Source organism: Acidisoma sp. L85 (assembly GCF_009765865.1).
Classification (GTDB): Bacteria; Pseudomonadota; Alphaproteobacteria; order Acetobacterales; family Acetobacteraceae; genus Acidisoma.
This window is the reverse complement of sequence record NZ_LMUQ01000026.1, coordinates 123,968-138,848: the sequence shown is the minus strand read 5'-3', so window position 1 is coordinate 138,848 and position 14,881 is coordinate 123,968. Positions and strand designations below refer to the sequence as shown.

Below are 14,881 nucleotides of genomic sequence, written 5' to 3'. Positions count from 1 at the left end.
ATGGACGGCGCGGCGGCCCGCCGCATCATCGCGGCGTTGGACACGACCGACCTCGCGACCGCGCGCGGCTGGGCGGCTGCTCTCGCCCCACATTGCGGCATGCTCAAACTCGGTCTCGCGTTTTTCCTGGCGCATGGCGCGGCGGGCTATCGCGCGGTCGCCGAAGCCGCGGGGCCGACGCGGATATTCCTCGACCTCAAACTGCATGACATTCCGAACACGGTGGCGGGCGGCGTCTCGGCCGTATTGCCGTTGCGGCCGGCGATGCTGACGCTCCACGCATCCGGCGGCAGCGCGATGATCGGCGCGGCGCGGCGCGCAGCCGAAGCGGCCGGCGATGCGAGGCCCAAAATCCTGGCGGTAACGGTGCTGACTAGCCTTTCCGCCACTGACCTTCACGAAACCGGCGTAACAGGTTCACCTCCCGAGCAGGTCTTGCGGCTCGCGCACCTCGCTTTGGCCGCTGGCGCGGATGGGCTGGTCTGCAGTCCGCAGGAAGTCGCGATGCTGCGCCGGAACCTGGGTGCCGCCGCCTTGTTAGTGGTTCCCGGCATCCGTCCCGCCGGCAGCGCGAGCGGTGATCAGGCGCGCACGCTCACTCCGCGTGAAGCCATGGTGGCGGGCGCCGACTGGCTGGTGATCGGCCGCCCCATTACCGATTCTCCGTCTCCCGCGGAAACCACAATCGCCATCGGGCGGTCGATGGCATGATCCGGGTCAAGATCTGCGGTATCAACAGCGCCGAGGCCCTCGCCGCCGCGACCGAGGAACGCGCCGACCATATCGGTTTCGTCTTCTTCGCTCGCTCGCCCCGCGCCGTAACGGTGGAACAGGCGGCGGCGATCAAGGCGACCCAGTCATCACCGCCGCCCGCCATCGGCCTTTTCGTAGCACCGACGCTCGCGGAAATCGCGGCGGTGCTGGGTTTCGTGGCGCTCGACGGCCTGCAAGTTTACGGCAATGCGGCGCTCGCCCGGGCCGTGCGGCGCGAATTCGGGCGGCCGGTCTGGCTCGCTCAAGGGGTCGCCACCTCTGCCGATCTGGCCGCCGCCTCGGCCGCTGCGGAGGGGCTCGACGGTTTGGTGATCGAGGCAAAGCCGCCGCCGGGCGCCACGCGGCCGGGCGGCAATGCAGTGGCCATCGACTGGGCGATGCTCTCCGGGTGGTCGCCGCCGGTGCCGTGGCTGCTGGCGGGCGGCCTCACGCCTGACAATGTAGCGGAAGCCATCGCGGTGTCGGGAACGCGGGCTGTCGATGTGTCGTCTGGGGTCGAACGCATACCAGGGGTTAAGGAACCAGAGCTGATCCGCGCCTTTGTGAGGGCAGCACGCGCCGCCCGCCCTTCCGGCTCTCATCCTCAAGAGGTATGAGAACTGCTGGATCAGGGGGTCACGTGAACAAGCCATTCCTCCGCCCGCCATCGGGCCAGAACAGCCTCCGCAACCAGCCGGACGATCGCGGCCGGTTCGGCTTCTTCGGCGGCCGCTTCGTCGCCGAAACGCTGATGCCGCTCGTGCTACAAGTCGAGCACGCTTACGAGGCGGCGCGGCGCGATGCGTCCTTCCAAACCGAACTCGACCTCTACCTCAAGAATTATGTTGGGCGACCGAGCCCATTGTGGCTCGCCGAGCGCCTGACCAGGCAATTCGGCGGCGCGAAGGTCTATCTCAAGCGTGAGGACCTGAACCACACGGGTGCGCATAAGATCAACTCATGTATGGGGCAGATCCTGCTCGCCCGGCGCATGGGGAAAACGCGCATCATCGCCGAGACTGGCGCCGGACAGCATGGCGTGGCGACGGCGACCGTCTGCGCGCTCTTTGGCCTGCCCTGCACCATCTATATGGGCGCTGTGGACGTGGAGCGGCAGAAGCCCAATGTCTTTCGCATGAAGCTGCTCGGCGCCGAGGTGAAAGCCGTGGAATCCGGTTCAGCGACGCTGAAGGATGCCATGAACGAGGCGCTGCGCGACTGGGTCGCCAATGTTCACGACACTTATTATCTGATCGGCACCGCTGCCGGGCCGCATCCCTATCCGCAGATGGTCCGGGACTTCCAATGCGTGATCGGCAACGAGGCGCGAGCGCAGATGCAGGAGGCCGAGGGGCGGCTGCCAGATGTGGCGATCGCCGCGGTGGGCGGCGGCTCCAATGCCATCGGCCTGTTTCATCCGTTCCTTGACGAGCCCTCCGTCCGTCTCATCGGCGTCGAGGCTGCGGGCCATGGCATCGATACCGACAAGCACGCGGCGAGCATGGCACGCGGCAAGCCCGGCGTGCTCCACGGCAACATGACGTATCTGCTGCAAGACGCGGATGGGCAGATCCAGGAGGCGCATTCGATCAGTGCCGGCCTCGACTATCCCGGCGTCGGGCCGGAACATTCCTGGCTCTTCGACAGCGGCCGCGTGTCATACGTGCCGGTGACCGACGATGAGGCGCTGGAAGCTTTCCACCTCTGCACCGTCAAGGAGGGGATCATCCCGGCCCTGGAATCCGCCCATGCGCTGGCGCATGTGGCGAAGATCGCGCCCGAGATGAAGCCAAGCGAGATCATCCTGGTCAATCTGAGCGGACGTGGCGACAAGGACATCTTCACCGTGGCGGCCCATAGCGGAGTGACCTTGTGAGCCGCATTGCCACCCGCTTCGCGGCACTCAAGCGGGAGGGGCGCGGCGCGCTTATTCCCTTTCTCGAAGCCTATGATCCGGACCTCGCCACCAGCACCGCTATCCTGCACGGCATGTCGGAGGCGGGCGCGGATCTCATCGAGATCGGCATGCCCTTCACGGATCCGATGGCCGATGGCCCGACGATCCAGCGCGCCGGACAGCGCGGGCTCAAGGCTGGCGCGACGTTACTTGGCACGCTCGCCATGGTGCGTGTGTTTCGCGAGCGGGATGACACGACGCCGGTGATCCTGATGGGATATCTCAACCCCATCGTGGCCTATGGCGCGGAACGCTTTTGCGCGGACGCGGCGGCGGCCGGGGTGGACGGACTGATCGCCGTCGACCTGCCGCCTGAGGAGTCGGATCTGCTCGCGCCCTATGCCCTCAACCATGGGCTCGACATCATCCGGCTGGTCGCGCCGACCACGGACGAGGCGCGGCTGCCTCTGGTGCTCAGTGGTGCCTCAGGCTTCATCTATTACGTGAGCATCACCGGCATTACCGGCACCCGCAGCGCCACCGGCGCGGACCTCTCGGCCGGCATCGCCCGCCTGCGCCGCGCGACGGACTTGCCGATCGCCATCGGTTTCGGGATTCGGAGCCCCGCCCAGGCCGCCGAGGCGACTGGCATCGCCGATGCGGCCGTGGTCGCCTCCGCCCTGATCGAGACGCTCGCGAAGGATCTTGACGAGGACGGCCACGCCCGGCCTGGCACAGCGGAGCGCGTCCTGGATCAGGTGCGCACCCTGGCCAATGCTGTCCGCGCCACGCGGGTAGCCGCCTGAACCCTTTGGCATGAGCTGGCGCCGCAGCGCCGCATGCCGCCGAGGAGACCCTAGATGAGTTGGCTCACCGAATTCGTTCGCCCCAAGATCCGCACCCTGCTCGGCCGCAAGGATGTGCCCGAGAATCTGTGGCACCAATGCCCCGCTTGCCAGCAGATGATCTTCCAGCGTGACCTGGATGCGAACCTGAAGGTGTGCCCGCATTGCGGCCATCACCTGCGGGCCACCGCGCGGGACCGCCTCGTCTGGACCTTCGACGATGGCGCCTTCACCATCATCGACACTCCAAAGGTGCCGCAGGACCCGCTGCGTTTCCGCGACCAGAAACGCTACAGCGACCGCCTCAAGGAAGCCCGCGACAAGACCAAGCTGGAGGACGCGTTGCTTGTCGGGCATGGCTTGCTCGGTGGGCGCAAGGCAGTGATCGGGTCGATGGCCTTCGAGTTCATGGCGGGCTCGATGGGTGCGGCCGTCGGCGAGGGCATCGTGGCGGCGGCGCGACTCGCCGTGCTCCAGCGCGCGCCACTTATTATCTACACCGCCTCGGGCGGCGCGCGGATGCAGGAGGGCGCGATCAGCCTGATGCAGATGCCGCGCACCACGATCGCCACGCAGATGGTCAAAGAAGTTGGCTTGCCCTTCATCGTGGTGCTGACCGATCCCACGACGGGCGGCGTGACGGCGAGCTTCTCCATGCTGGGCGACATCCAGATCGCGGAGCCCGGCGCTCTGATCGGCTTCGCCGGCGCGCGGGTCATCGAGCAGACCGTGCGTGAGAAACTGCCCGAGGGTTTCCAGCGCTCGGAGTATCTCTACGAACACGGCATCGTAGACATGATCGTCAACCGGCTGGAATTGCGGGAAACCTTGATCCGTGTGACCGGTCTGTTGCTGCGCGAGGAAGTCCAGCTCGCCGAGGCCGCGTAACGACGTACCTTCACGCGCCAGCCTAAGCCGGAGACGCATTTGAGGGAGCACAGCCTGGATCCGCGCGTGGATGACGTGCTGGAGCGGCTGCTCGCACTCTTTCCGCGCGCGATCGATCTCAGCCTCGACCGCTTGCGCGTCTTGCTCGATCGGCTGGGCAATCCGGAGCGGCGGCTGGCGCCGGTGCTGCATGTCGCGGGCACCAACGGCAAAGGCAGCACCTGCGCCTTTGCCCGCGCCATCGGTGAGGCGGCGGGGCTACGCGTGCAAGTCTATACCTCGCCGCATCTCATCGACTTCAACGAGCGGATCCGCTTGTCAAACGGGTTGGTAAGCCACGCCGCCCTTGCCGATGCGCTAGAGGCGGTAGAACGGGCCAATACCGGTGCGCCGATCACCGTTTTCGAGGTCATCACCGCCGCCGCCTTCCTGCTTTTCGCCGGAGACCCCGCCGATCTCTGCATATTGGAAGTCGGGCTCGGGGGACGCGGCGATGCGACCAATGTGATCGAGCGGCCAAGGGTTTGCGCGATCACCGCCATCTCGATCGACCATCGCGAGTTCCTGGGCGATGAACTCACGGGCATCGCCGCCGAGAAGGCAGGCATCATGAAGCCGGGCGTTCCCGTGGCCGTCGGCGCTCAACCCGCCGAGGTTCTGCGGGTTCTCGATGAACGGGCGCGATCGGTCGGCGCACCTCTCCTCGCCCATGGCCGAGACTGGCGCATCGGGCCAAAGGGAGATGGCCTGATCTATGAGGATCAGGCTGGCCGTTTGGCTCTGCCGCCACCTTCTCTGGCTGGCGGCTTTCAGGTTGAAAATGCCGGGATCGCGATAGCGGCGCTTCGGGCGAGTGGATTGGGTTTTCCAGAGGCGGCGTTTGGCCGCGGCCTGTCTACAGCGGAATGGCCGGGCCGCTTGCAGCGTTTGGGACCGCCGCTCTCCGCCCTGCTGCCGCGCGACTGGGAACTGTGGCTCGATGGCGCCCATAACCCCGGCGGCGGCCTGGCTCTCGCCGCCCATGTCGCGGCTTGGACTGACAAGCCGCTGCACCTCGTAATCGGCATGAAGCAAGGCAAAGACGCGGCCGAGTTCCTTCGCCCCCTTCTGCCTCTGGCCGCCAGCGTTTGGGCCGTTGCGGAGCCTGGTCAGCATCTCGCGCTGGCAGTGGAGGACGTTGTTCTCGCCTCCGATGGAGTCGCTCGACCTGGCGGGACAGTCACCGAAGCACTTACACAGCTCGCGGCGCTCGGTGGGCCCGCAGGGCGCGTGGTAATATGCGGAAGCCTTTATCTGGCAGGCGCTGTCCTTCGTCTTTAGACACTGTTTGTTTTTAATGACTTAACAAATTTGTGAAAAACTACGCTTGTCTCTTCCCTCGAAGAGCCGAGGGCGCTATTCAAGTGATGAGACATTTTAGCGTAAAGGCTCATTTTAGAGGCAAATTCGATATGCCTTCAACTGCTTGCGTCCTTTGTATGACGCTCCTCAGTCCCCGCGCCGCTGAGTGCCATGGCTGTGGCTTGAAGGTTCTCTGCTCTGAGCCCAGAGCGCCACGCCGCATAGCCGAGGCGCGCGCATCGAAGGCTCGGCCGCGTAGCCGCAGGCGGCGCCTACCCCCGTTAGTAGCGGGGGCCGTCTGCGTGGCCGGCGTCGGCCTCAGCATCATGTCGGTTCATGCCGCCTTCACGCCGCTTCAGTTCGACACGCCGCCCACGATTTCCGCGACTGCTGCGGATCCGGCTGAGGCGGCGGATTGGCGGGAAGGCGAGGAAGCGCTGCGCCAAGCGCTCGGTAACCCGTCCTATGACAGCTTTGGCGACAGGTTCATCAGCGTCAGCGTTGGTCACGTCGTAAGCGTCTGCGGAACGACCGATCCCAAAGTCGATCCCGATGGCGCGGAGCGCTATGTCGCCGTTCTAGGTTCACCCAGCATGATATCGCTGGAATTCCAGGACCCGAGTTTTCCGACCCTCTGGGAACGCGCCTGCTCGAACGGCGCGGTGCGGTCTTAGGGAAGCCCGTATCTAGTTTGCATCGCGCTCATTCCGACACGTCATGCTCGGCGGAGGCCGAGCATCCACGCCTTTGACTGCGCGACGAAGGCAAGGCGTGGATGGCATGCCTGCGCATGCCATGACGAATACTTATGGCGCGGCCCAGCTTAGATCATCACGCGCACGCCTCGTCGTCAGTCGAGCGCCTCGGCGATATAGGGCGGCAGGTTGAAGCTGCCGACATGGATTTCCGGCGTCCAATAGCGCGTCGTGCCCAGAATACCCGCCGCTTCCGCCCGAGAGCGTATCGTCACGGTATGCGCCGTGCTGATCGCCGCGTCCTTCGACGCCCAGCCGAGAGTCATAAAGCCACCGACATAGGTTGGCACCGCTGCGACATAAGCGCCGACATGTGGGAAGAAGCGGCGGCGGCGCGCGCTGGTGTCACGCAGCTCGTCGGCCTGCATGAAGGGCACACCGCATTGATTGACGATGATGCCGCGGCTGCTCAGGATACGCGCGCTATTCTCGTAGAACTCGTCGGTGAAGAGAACTTCGCCGACGCCGATGGGATCGGTCGAATCGACAATGATCGCATCGAAACTCCCCGCCGCGGCACGGCGCACATAATCGATCCCGTCGCCGACGATGACGTTCGCGCGCGGATCGCTCCAGGCTTCGCCGGCGATCTTCGGCAGAAACTCCTTCGCGAGACGGATGACTTCGCCATCGATCTCGCACATGACCGCCTGCGTGACGTTGCGGTGTTGCAGCACGCGGCGCAGCACGCCGCCGTCACCCGCCCCGATGATGAGCACGCGATTGGCTTCGCCATGAGCCAGCAGCGGCACATGCGTCAGCATTTCCTGATAGACGAACTCGTCGCCCTCGGTGATCTGGATGATGCCGTCCAGCACCATAACGCGGCCGTGACTCTCGCTCTCGAAGATCGCGATGTCCTGGAACTCGCTTTGCACACGGGCGAGTTCGCGCTTGACGCGAAAGCGCTGGCCCCAATCCGGATACAGCGTCTCGTTCAACCAGCTATCAGTTGCCATGGAGCAAACTCCCTGCGTGCGATAAAGCCGCGCATGGCACGGGTGCCAGGCGCGGGTCGCATGAAGAGTTGGTGACGGGAACGGCGGAGCGTCTAAGGTGCGGCGATGCCGCGACGCTGCTCGCCAAGCACGGTCTGCTCCGGCATGAAGGCTGCCTGAAGCACGGGGATCGACTTGCGCGGATCGCAGTCACCGCACATGAAGATGTCGATCGCGGCAAAGCCGTTCTCGGGCCAGGTGTGGATCGAGATATGGCTCTCCGCCAGCACGACAACACCCGACACGCCACCATTCGGCGTGAAGTGGTGGAAGTGCGAATGGAGAATCGTCGCGCCAGCGATCAACGCCGCATCACGCAGCGCGCGATCGATATGTTCGGGCTCCGAGAGGTTTTGCGCCCCCCAGAGATCGACAAGCAGATGCATGCCAGCAAATCTCTGGCCATCCCGCTCGATCCAATAGTCCTTCTGCTTCGGCGCCTCGGCGTCGTCGCAGATGATCGTCGTCTGGTTATCGCTCGGGAAATCCGAGACCATCCCCAGTCGGGCAAGTGCGTTCATTCGCATGCTCCCTCAACCAGTAGACGGCCTGTTGGACATTGTCCTCGTGACAAGTCCCCTGGGGCCAAGGCGGCGGGTTATGCGGGCCATACCCCCTGGGCGCAAGAGAAATCTCTGCGATAGGCTGTGCCTCCGCTATGCAGAGAAAGCATCTTCCTTTCCTTCAACCCGTCACGAAGGCGGTGTTTTTCTCAGGAAAGCCGCGATTGTGGCGATGGTGTGCTCATCCATCAGAGCCGGCGCGTGACCAGCATCAGCCACAGTGACGCCTTCCGCGCCGGAGCGCTGCATCTCCGCGAAGGTCTCGGCGAGAAGAAGATCACTGGTCTCGCCACGCAGCACGAGCATCGGAATCGTGATCTTGGACCAGAATGGCAGGAGATTGACGTCCTCCGGCTCCTGCGCCCGGATGATGTGGGCGATGGCCGGATCGTAATGCAGCGTTAACTTGCCGTCCGGCAGCGCACGCACCGAATGCGTGGCGAATTCCCTCCAGGCCGCGTCATCGGGAATTCCGAACGGCGCGTGAATGACACGAAGGAGCGCTTCCACCGCCGCGAGATCCTCGAAAACCGGCGGCTCTCGCATGTATTCGCGGATCCGCGCCAGCGCTGCCTTCGGGATATGCGGCCCGATATCGTTCAGCACCATGCGCCGGATCGGCTGGTCCTGCTGCGCCGCCAGCACCATGCCGCAGACGCCGCCGAGCGAGGTGCCGACCCAATGCACCGGCCGGTCAAGGGTCGCCAGCAGATGTGACAGCGCCGTGATATAGGCTGGCACCTGGTAAAGCTGCGGGTCGCTGAGCCACCCCGAATGACCGCGGCCGGGCAAATCGGGACAGATGACGCGAAAATCGGTTGCCAAGGCCGCAGCCAGCCGGTCGAAATCACGCCCTTGGCGGGTCAGGCCGTGAACGCAGATAACCGGCGGGGCATCCTGTGGACCCCATTCGGCATACGCCATGCGATGAAAGCCATCCGTGAGGAGATAACTTACCGAGCCTTCACGCATCGTCATTCCAAACTCCCTCTAAGCTGACGGCCCCGGCACGCGCCGCTTGGCGCGGAAGCTCGGACCGGGGCATCCTGCCGCCGCTTACGACCGCCATATGACGCCGGAAGACCGAGAGGACCAAGACCATCTCCGTTTCAACGACCTCCCCGTCACGCTTCCGCTGGAGGCGGCTGCCACGCCTCCTCCGCCGCGTACTGATCGGGGTGGGTGCCGCCATTTTCGTGCTTTGCGCCACGGCTGCCGCCTTGATGTGGCGGGTGCTACCGCCGCAGCAGGACGTGGTGTCGCTACCGGGCATCTCGGCACCGATCGGGGTGGCTTTCGACGGCAACGGCATTCCCTTCATCCGCGCTTCCTCGGCGACCGATGCGGCGGCGGCGCTTGGCTATATCCATGCGCGCGACCGGCTGTTCCAGATGGACCTCATGCGCCGGGCGGCCGGCGGCACGCTCGCCGAGCTCTTCGGCCCGGCGGCGCTGCCGAACGACCGGGAAATGCGGTTGCTGGGCGTCCGGCGCAGCGCCGAGGCCGATGTCGCCGATCTTTCGCCGGCCGCGAGAGCGATGCTGCAGGCCTATGCGGACGGGGTGAACGCCTGGATCAGCCGGCGCGGGCGCTTTGCCGCGCCGGAATTCGTCTTCCTCGGCAAGCCAGCCCATTGGTCGATCGTCGATAGCCTGCTCTGGGGCAAGACGATGAGCCTCTGGCTTTCCGGCAACTGGCGGCAGCAACTCCAACGTCTCGCGCTGTCCGGCAAGCTGTCGCGCGCCAAGATCGACGCCTTATGGCCGCCGGTGCCGGGCATGTTGCCCGAGATTGCCTCGCTTGAGCCTGCTTTGCCCCGCCTCGCCGCGGCGGCGGCCGAGACCCTGGGCTGGACGCGGCATTTTCCGCAGCCTTTCACTCAGCCCGCTGAGGCTTCCAACGAATGGGCGGTTTCCGGCGCGCATACCGCCTCTGGCCGTCCGCTTCTGGCGGGTGACCCCCATCTCGCCTTCGGCTTTCCGAGCCTCTGGTATCTCGTCCGCATCGACACGCCGAGCGGTGTCATGGCCGGTGCCACGGCGCCTGGACTGCCGTTCATGGTTATCGGCCATAACGACCGCGTGGCCTGGACCTTCACGACGACCGGCGCCGCCGTGCAGGACATCTTCATCGAGCACCGCACGGCGGATGGGCATAGCTATGAGACGCCAGACGGTCCGAAGCCCTTCGTGATGCGCACCGAAGACATTCCCGTGCGCGGCCACAAGGACGAGGTGCTCACCATCGCCGAGACCCGCCACGGTCCGGTCATCGGCAGCACGCCTGACGGCGGCAGCCTTCTCGCCGTCGATATGGCCAATCTCGCGCCGCACGATACGGATGCGGACGGCCTGCTGATGCTCGACCGGGCGCGCAACATGGCCGATGTCGCGCTTGCCGCCGCGCATATCACGAGCCCGGTGCAGAACCTGCTCGCCGCCGATATCGCCAACCACATCGGCTTCTTCACGACCGGGCGGGTGCCGATCCGGCATGCGGGTGATGGCGCTTGGCCGGTCGATGGGGCGGATGGCAAGCATGACTGGATCGGCTTCGCGAGCGGCGTCACGCTGCCGCATAGTGTCGATCCGCGCTCGGGGAGGTTGGTCAATGCCAATGAACCGACGGTCGGGCCGAGCTTCCCGATCTTCCTGTCGCGCGACACCCATGGCGATTGGCGGGCACGGCGTATCCGCGCGCTGCTCGAAGCCTCGGAACGCCAGTCGGTCCAGAGTTTCAGCGTGATCCAGGCGGATGTGACGAGCGATTTCGCGGCGGCCGAACTGCCACGCCTGCGCAAGCTCAAGGTCCCGGCCGGAGATCCCGCCGCCAAGGCCGCTGCGCTGCTGGAGAACTGGGCCGGCGAAATGACGCTGGACCGGCCGCAGCCGCTCATCTTCACCGCCTGGAATCGCGCCATCATCGCCCTGATCCTCAAGGAGAACGGCCTCTCGCTGGGTGACGCGCCAATCGAGGAAAACAATTTCCTGCTCTCCCTGCTCGGCCCGAACGCAACGACGGCGGCCCAGGCCATGTGGTGCGGCGGCGACTGCAACCCGGTCCTGCTCGCGGCGCTGGACGGCGCGATGAGGCCGCTACGGCGCCGCTACGGCGCCGATCCCGCCGCCTGGCGCTGGGGTGCCGCTCATCCGGCGATTTTCGCCCATCCGTTGCTGAGCCGCCTGCCGCTGATCGGCGCGCTCGGCCGCCTCAGTATCCCGGTGCCGGGCGATAACTCGACGATCGATCTTTCAGCGCCCGCTCCGACGGAGAAGGATCCGCATGGCTTCACCGCCGTGCATGGGCCGGAGCTGCGGGCCATCTACGATCTCTCCGATCTCGACGAGAGCCGTTTCGTCATCGCGCCGGGGCAATCCGGCAACCTGCTCGATTCCCACACGCGTGACCTGCTGCTGCCCTGGCGAGAGGGATTGAACTTGCAGCTCGGCCCTGAGCCGAATGAGGTTTCGCGCCAGATCCGGATCATGCCACTATCGAAGTCACCATGACGCCAGACGCAGCGCGCTACGCGGATGACAGCCTGACCTGGGGCGTGCCCAGCCGCCGGATCGCCGCGTTCGTGGTCGATTGGCTGCTGATCGCCGTGCTGACCATGGGTGTCTCGATCGGCTTCGCGGTCATCCATGTGATGAGCCTCGGCCTGCTGCATGGGCCTGCGCATCTCTTCCTGATTGTCGGCTTCATCTACGAGACGCTGTGGATCGCGGGGCCGGGCGGCGCGACGCCGGGGCAAAGGTCCGTGGGGTTGGCCGTTCGCCGAATGGCCGATCTCGAGCGTCCGACTTTGGTAGAGGCTGCGGCCTTCGTGGCGCTGCTCTACATTACCCTGGCAGCTGGTGTGATCTGGCTGGCTGTGGCGTTTTTCACATACAGGCGCCGGGCGATCCATGACATGATCTCCGGACTCGTGGTGGTGCGAGCGGGCGCCTTGCGCTGGACGGGGCCATGGCAGAGCTGACTGAGCGGAGACCGCCTGGGCCGATGAGCTACAAGAGCATGCGCCGGCCCAATTTCTTCTACACGACCGCGCCGCTGCCTTGCCCCTATATCGCCGGCCGCACGGAGCGGAAGGTCGTCACCGAGCTGACCGGACCCGATGCGGAAGCCCTGCATGACCGCCTCTCTCGCGCCGGTTTCCGCCGTAGCCACAACATCGCCTATGCGCCGGTTTGTCCGAGCTGCAATGCCTGCGTTCCCATCCGCATCCCCGTCGGGCAGTTCGAGGCGGATCGCGGCTTGCGGCGCATCGCCAAAGCCAATGCCGATGTCACGCGGGAGGCACTGCCCGCCACCGCGACGCCCGAGCAATTCGCCTTGTTCCAGCGCTACCAGCGGCTCCGCCACGGCGAGGGCGATATGGCGACGATGAGCTTCTACGACTATCGCGCGATGGTCGAGGACACGCCCATCGACACGTTCATGGTGGAGTTCCGCGCTGCGGGCCGCTTGATTGGCTGCTGCCTGGCAGACCGCCTCGCGGACGGCATCTCCGCCGTCTACAGCTTCTTCGAGCCCGAGGAGTCGCGCCGGTCGCTCGGCACCTACGCCATTCTGTCGCTGATCGACGCGGCGCGGACGCAAAGCCTGCCGCATGTCTATCTTGGCTACTGGGTCGCCGAGAGCCGCAAGATGGCCTACAAAACGCGCTTCCATCCGACAGAAATACTCAGCGGCGGCGGCTGGCGGCGCCTGCCGGACCGCGAGGCGACAGCGGGTGGCGCGGCGGTGGATGAGGGGGCGGTCGAGACTTTGCAGCCCTTCTCGGAGGCGATTTCCGGGGGTCTTTCGTAGAGTCGCCTGGGTTTACTTCCCCGCCCCCGCCATCAACCCGCTCACCAGATACCGGTTGAGGAAGATCACGACCAGCACGGGCGGGATAATGGCCAGCAGCCCAGCCGCGTTCATCAGCCCGTAATCGACGTAGTTCTTCGTCACGAATTCCGGGATCAGCACCGTCAGCGGCTTCGTATGCAGCGTCGGTGAAAACACCAGCGGCACCACAAACATGCCCCAGGCGCTCAGGAAGGTCAGGATCGCGCTCGCGATAAGCCCAGGCGCCGACAGCGGTATGACGATGCGGAACAGCGTGTAGAGCCGGCTCGCGCCATCCAGCGCTGCCGCCTCTTCCAGCGACAGCGGCAGCGCACGATAGACGCTGCGCATGAGCCACAAGGCCAGCGGCAGGAAGGCGGAAACATAGATCAGCGTGACGCCGAGATAAGTGTCGACCAGATGCACCACGATCATCAGCCGGTAGAGCGGGATCATTACCGTATAGGCCGGGATGGCGAGCGTCGCGACAACCAGGGCGAAGATGGCGTCGCGTCCGGGAAAACGCAGCCGCACGAAGGCATAGGCGCCAAGAGCAGCAAGAGCGACCGTCACGATTGTCGCGGCGCCGGAGGTCACCAGGCTATTGACCAGCGCCCGGCTGAATTGCGGCCAAACCGACTGCACCTGCTGGCCTTGAAAGGTGCTGTTGAAGCCTAGAAGATTCGCATAGTGCTGCCAGGTAACCACAGGCGGCAGAAAATGCGGCGGCTGCGCGGTGAGATCGGTCGGCCGCATGAAAGACGAGGCAAGCGCCCAATAGATCGGCCCGAGCGACCAAATCAACAGCACGACGACACCAACAGGTTTGGCAGAGATCCGCCTCATTCGTAGGTCGCCCCTCGGCCGCTTCGCATGACGTAGAGCAGCGACACTGCCAGCGACACGAGCATGACCAGGACCGACAGCGCCATGCCGTACGAGAAATGCAGGTTCTGGAACGCGAGCATATAGGTCTCGATCAGTAGCGTGCGCGTATCCAGGCTCGCGCCCGCCAGGATCCAGGCCTCGTCGAACAGGTTGAAGGCGAAGATGGTCGATTGCGTCAGCGCGATAGCCAAAGCTGGTGCGATGAGCGGTAGCGTGATCGCAACGAAGCTGCGCCACGGCCGGGCCCCGTCGATGCGCGCAGCCTCATACAGCTCATGCGGAATGCCCTGCAAAGCCGCCAGCACGATCACCGCCGTTAGCGGCATCATGCGCCACACATGCACAACGGCGATCAGCGCGAGCGCCGTCGCTCGGTCGTTGAACCAGACATGGTAGTGCGAGATGACGCCGAGATCGCGCAGCACCGCGTTCAGCAGCCCGTAGCTCGGATTGTAGATCCACAGCCAGATAATCGCATTGACGATCGGCGGCATCGCCCAGGGCAGGATCACCGCGGCGAGGAGCCATTGGCGGCCGCGCCGCACCGATTGCAGCAGCAGCGCGATCAGCACGCCGCCCACGGTCTCGGCGACCACCGCCATGATCACCAGCCAAATCGTATTGCCCCAGGCGGCGCCGACGTCGCTGTCGTTGAACAGCTCGATATATTGGCCGAGCCCGACAAACGGCGTGCCGTACCGCATCGGATCGACGCGGTGCAGACTATCCCACAGCGTTAGTAACAGCGGATAGAAAACGAGGCTCGCCATCACCAGGACGATGGGCAGAGCCAACAGGAGACCGAGCCCAGTCTCCCGCCGCCTGCCGGGTGCTAGCGCGAGGGCAAGACTCACGCCTACTGCTTCATGGCCTGCTTGGCTTGTGCCGCGATATGCTGAACAGCCTGATCCACCGTCATGCTGCCCTTCGCCGCGGCGTTGATGCTGCTGGAAACAGCGCTGGAGAACTGCGGATACCAGGGCGGCGTACCGAGCGGAAACAACGGCCCGATGGTTGGGATCTGCGCGAGCAGCACGTCACCCGCCGCGAGCTTGCCTTCCTTGTTCAGCGTCTCAAGCACCGTGGTGCGCGTCGGGAGGTCTCCGAGCGTCGCATCCGC

The 14,881-nt window shown here is 65.2% G+C and carries 16 protein-coding genes; 10 read left to right on the top strand and 6 right to left on the bottom strand.

Features of this window, described 5'->3' with window-relative positions:
- The 7 genes from pyrF to GSQ83_RS06540 all read left to right on the top strand — a co-directional run bounded on the left by pyrF (position 1) and on the right by GSQ83_RS06540 (position 6,398).
- Positions 1-711, top strand: a complete 711-nt coding sequence (gene pyrF, locus GSQ83_RS06570; RefSeq protein WP_158802086.1) for an orotidine-5'-phosphate decarboxylase — start codon at positions 1-3, stop codon at positions 709-711.
- Positions 708-1,370, top strand: a complete 663-nt coding sequence (locus GSQ83_RS06565) for a phosphoribosylanthranilate isomerase (protein ID WP_158802085.1) — start codon at positions 708-710, stop codon at positions 1,368-1,370. Before pyrF ends, GSQ83_RS06565 begins: the two co-directional genes overlap by 4 nt.
- Positions 1,371-1,393: 23 nt before the next feature.
- Positions 1,394-2,629 carry a tryptophan synthase subunit beta gene (trpB, locus tag GSQ83_RS06560; RefSeq protein ID WP_254065527.1) on the top strand — a complete coding sequence of 412 codons (1,236 nt, stop codon included), beginning with the start codon at positions 1,394-1,396 and terminating at the stop codon, positions 2,627-2,629.
- Positions 2,626-3,456, top strand: coding sequence for a tryptophan synthase subunit alpha (gene trpA, locus GSQ83_RS06555; protein ID WP_158802083.1), 831 nt, complete (start codon positions 2,626-2,628; stop codon positions 3,454-3,456). The genes trpB and trpA overlap by 4 nt, the downstream gene beginning before the upstream one ends.
- 54 nt (positions 3,457-3,510) lie before the next feature.
- A complete protein-coding gene (accD, locus tag GSQ83_RS06550) occupies positions 3,511-4,383 on the top strand; it encodes an acetyl-CoA carboxylase, carboxyltransferase subunit beta (RefSeq protein WP_158802082.1) in 873 nt (290 codons plus the stop codon).
- A gap of 39 nt (positions 4,384-4,422) precedes the next feature.
- Positions 4,423-5,703 carry a folylpolyglutamate synthase/dihydrofolate synthase family protein gene (locus tag GSQ83_RS06545; protein WP_158802081.1) on the top strand — a complete coding sequence of 427 codons (1,281 nt, stop codon included), beginning with the start codon at positions 4,423-4,425 and terminating at the stop codon, positions 5,701-5,703.
- 323 nt (positions 5,704-6,026) lie between these two features.
- On the top strand, positions 6,027-6,398 hold the full coding sequence (locus GSQ83_RS06540; protein ID WP_158802080.1) for a hypothetical protein: 372 nt from the start codon (positions 6,027-6,029) through the stop codon (positions 6,396-6,398).
- Between the two features lie 176 nt (positions 6,399-6,574).
- Here the strand turns inward: GSQ83_RS06540 and speE are convergent, their stop codons facing one another.
- From speE to GSQ83_RS06525, 3 genes are all read right to left on the bottom strand, one after another.
- Positions 6,575-7,438: a polyamine aminopropyltransferase gene (gene speE / locus GSQ83_RS06535; RefSeq protein ID WP_158802079.1), complete on the bottom strand. Its 864-nt coding sequence runs from the start codon at positions 7,436-7,438 to the stop codon at positions 6,575-6,577.
- Positions 7,439-7,530: 92 nt separating this feature from the next.
- Entirely contained in the window at positions 7,531-7,998 is a 468-nt protein-coding gene (speD, locus tag GSQ83_RS06530) for an adenosylmethionine decarboxylase (RefSeq protein WP_158802078.1), read from the bottom strand.
- Between the two features lie 171 nt (positions 7,999-8,169).
- A complete protein-coding gene (locus tag GSQ83_RS06525; protein WP_158802077.1) occupies positions 8,170-9,018 on the bottom strand; it encodes an alpha/beta fold hydrolase in 849 nt (282 codons plus the stop codon).
- Positions 9,019-9,218: 200 nt separating this feature from the next.
- On the opposite strand from GSQ83_RS06525, the gene GSQ83_RS06520 reads away from it, so the two are divergent.
- From GSQ83_RS06520 to GSQ83_RS06510, 3 genes are read left to right on the top strand one after another with little or no spacing between them, the layout of a single operon-like run.
- A complete protein-coding gene (locus GSQ83_RS06520) occupies positions 9,219-11,549 on the top strand; it encodes a penicillin acylase family protein (RefSeq protein WP_158802076.1) in 2,331 nt (776 codons plus the stop codon).
- Positions 11,546-12,019, top strand: coding sequence for an RDD family protein (locus GSQ83_RS06515; RefSeq protein ID WP_158802075.1), 474 nt, complete (start codon positions 11,546-11,548; stop codon positions 12,017-12,019). Before GSQ83_RS06520 ends, GSQ83_RS06515 begins: the two co-directional genes overlap by 4 nt.
- A gap of 23 nt (positions 12,020-12,042) precedes the next feature.
- Positions 12,043-12,852 carry an arginyltransferase gene (locus GSQ83_RS06510; RefSeq protein ID WP_158802394.1) on the top strand — a complete coding sequence of 270 codons (810 nt, stop codon included), beginning with the start codon at positions 12,043-12,045 and terminating at the stop codon, positions 12,850-12,852.
- Positions 12,853-12,864: 12 nt separating this feature from the next.
- Here GSQ83_RS06510 and GSQ83_RS06505 read toward each other — a convergent pair whose 3' ends face one another.
- From GSQ83_RS06505 to GSQ83_RS29785, 3 genes are all read right to left on the bottom strand, one after another.
- Positions 12,865-13,719 carry a carbohydrate ABC transporter permease gene (locus GSQ83_RS06505; RefSeq protein WP_158802074.1) on the bottom strand — a complete coding sequence of 285 codons (855 nt, stop codon included), beginning with the start codon at positions 13,717-13,719 and terminating at the stop codon, positions 12,865-12,867.
- Positions 13,716-14,615 carry a carbohydrate ABC transporter permease gene (locus GSQ83_RS06500; RefSeq protein WP_216849960.1) on the bottom strand — a complete coding sequence of 300 codons (900 nt, stop codon included), beginning with the start codon at positions 14,613-14,615 and terminating at the stop codon, positions 13,716-13,718. Before GSQ83_RS06500 ends, GSQ83_RS06505 begins: the two co-directional genes overlap by 4 nt.
- 2 nt (positions 14,616-14,617) lie before the next feature.
- A partial coding sequence (locus GSQ83_RS29785) for a hypothetical protein (RefSeq protein ID WP_216849959.1) occupies positions 14,618-14,881 on the bottom strand: 264 nt, incomplete at its 5' end.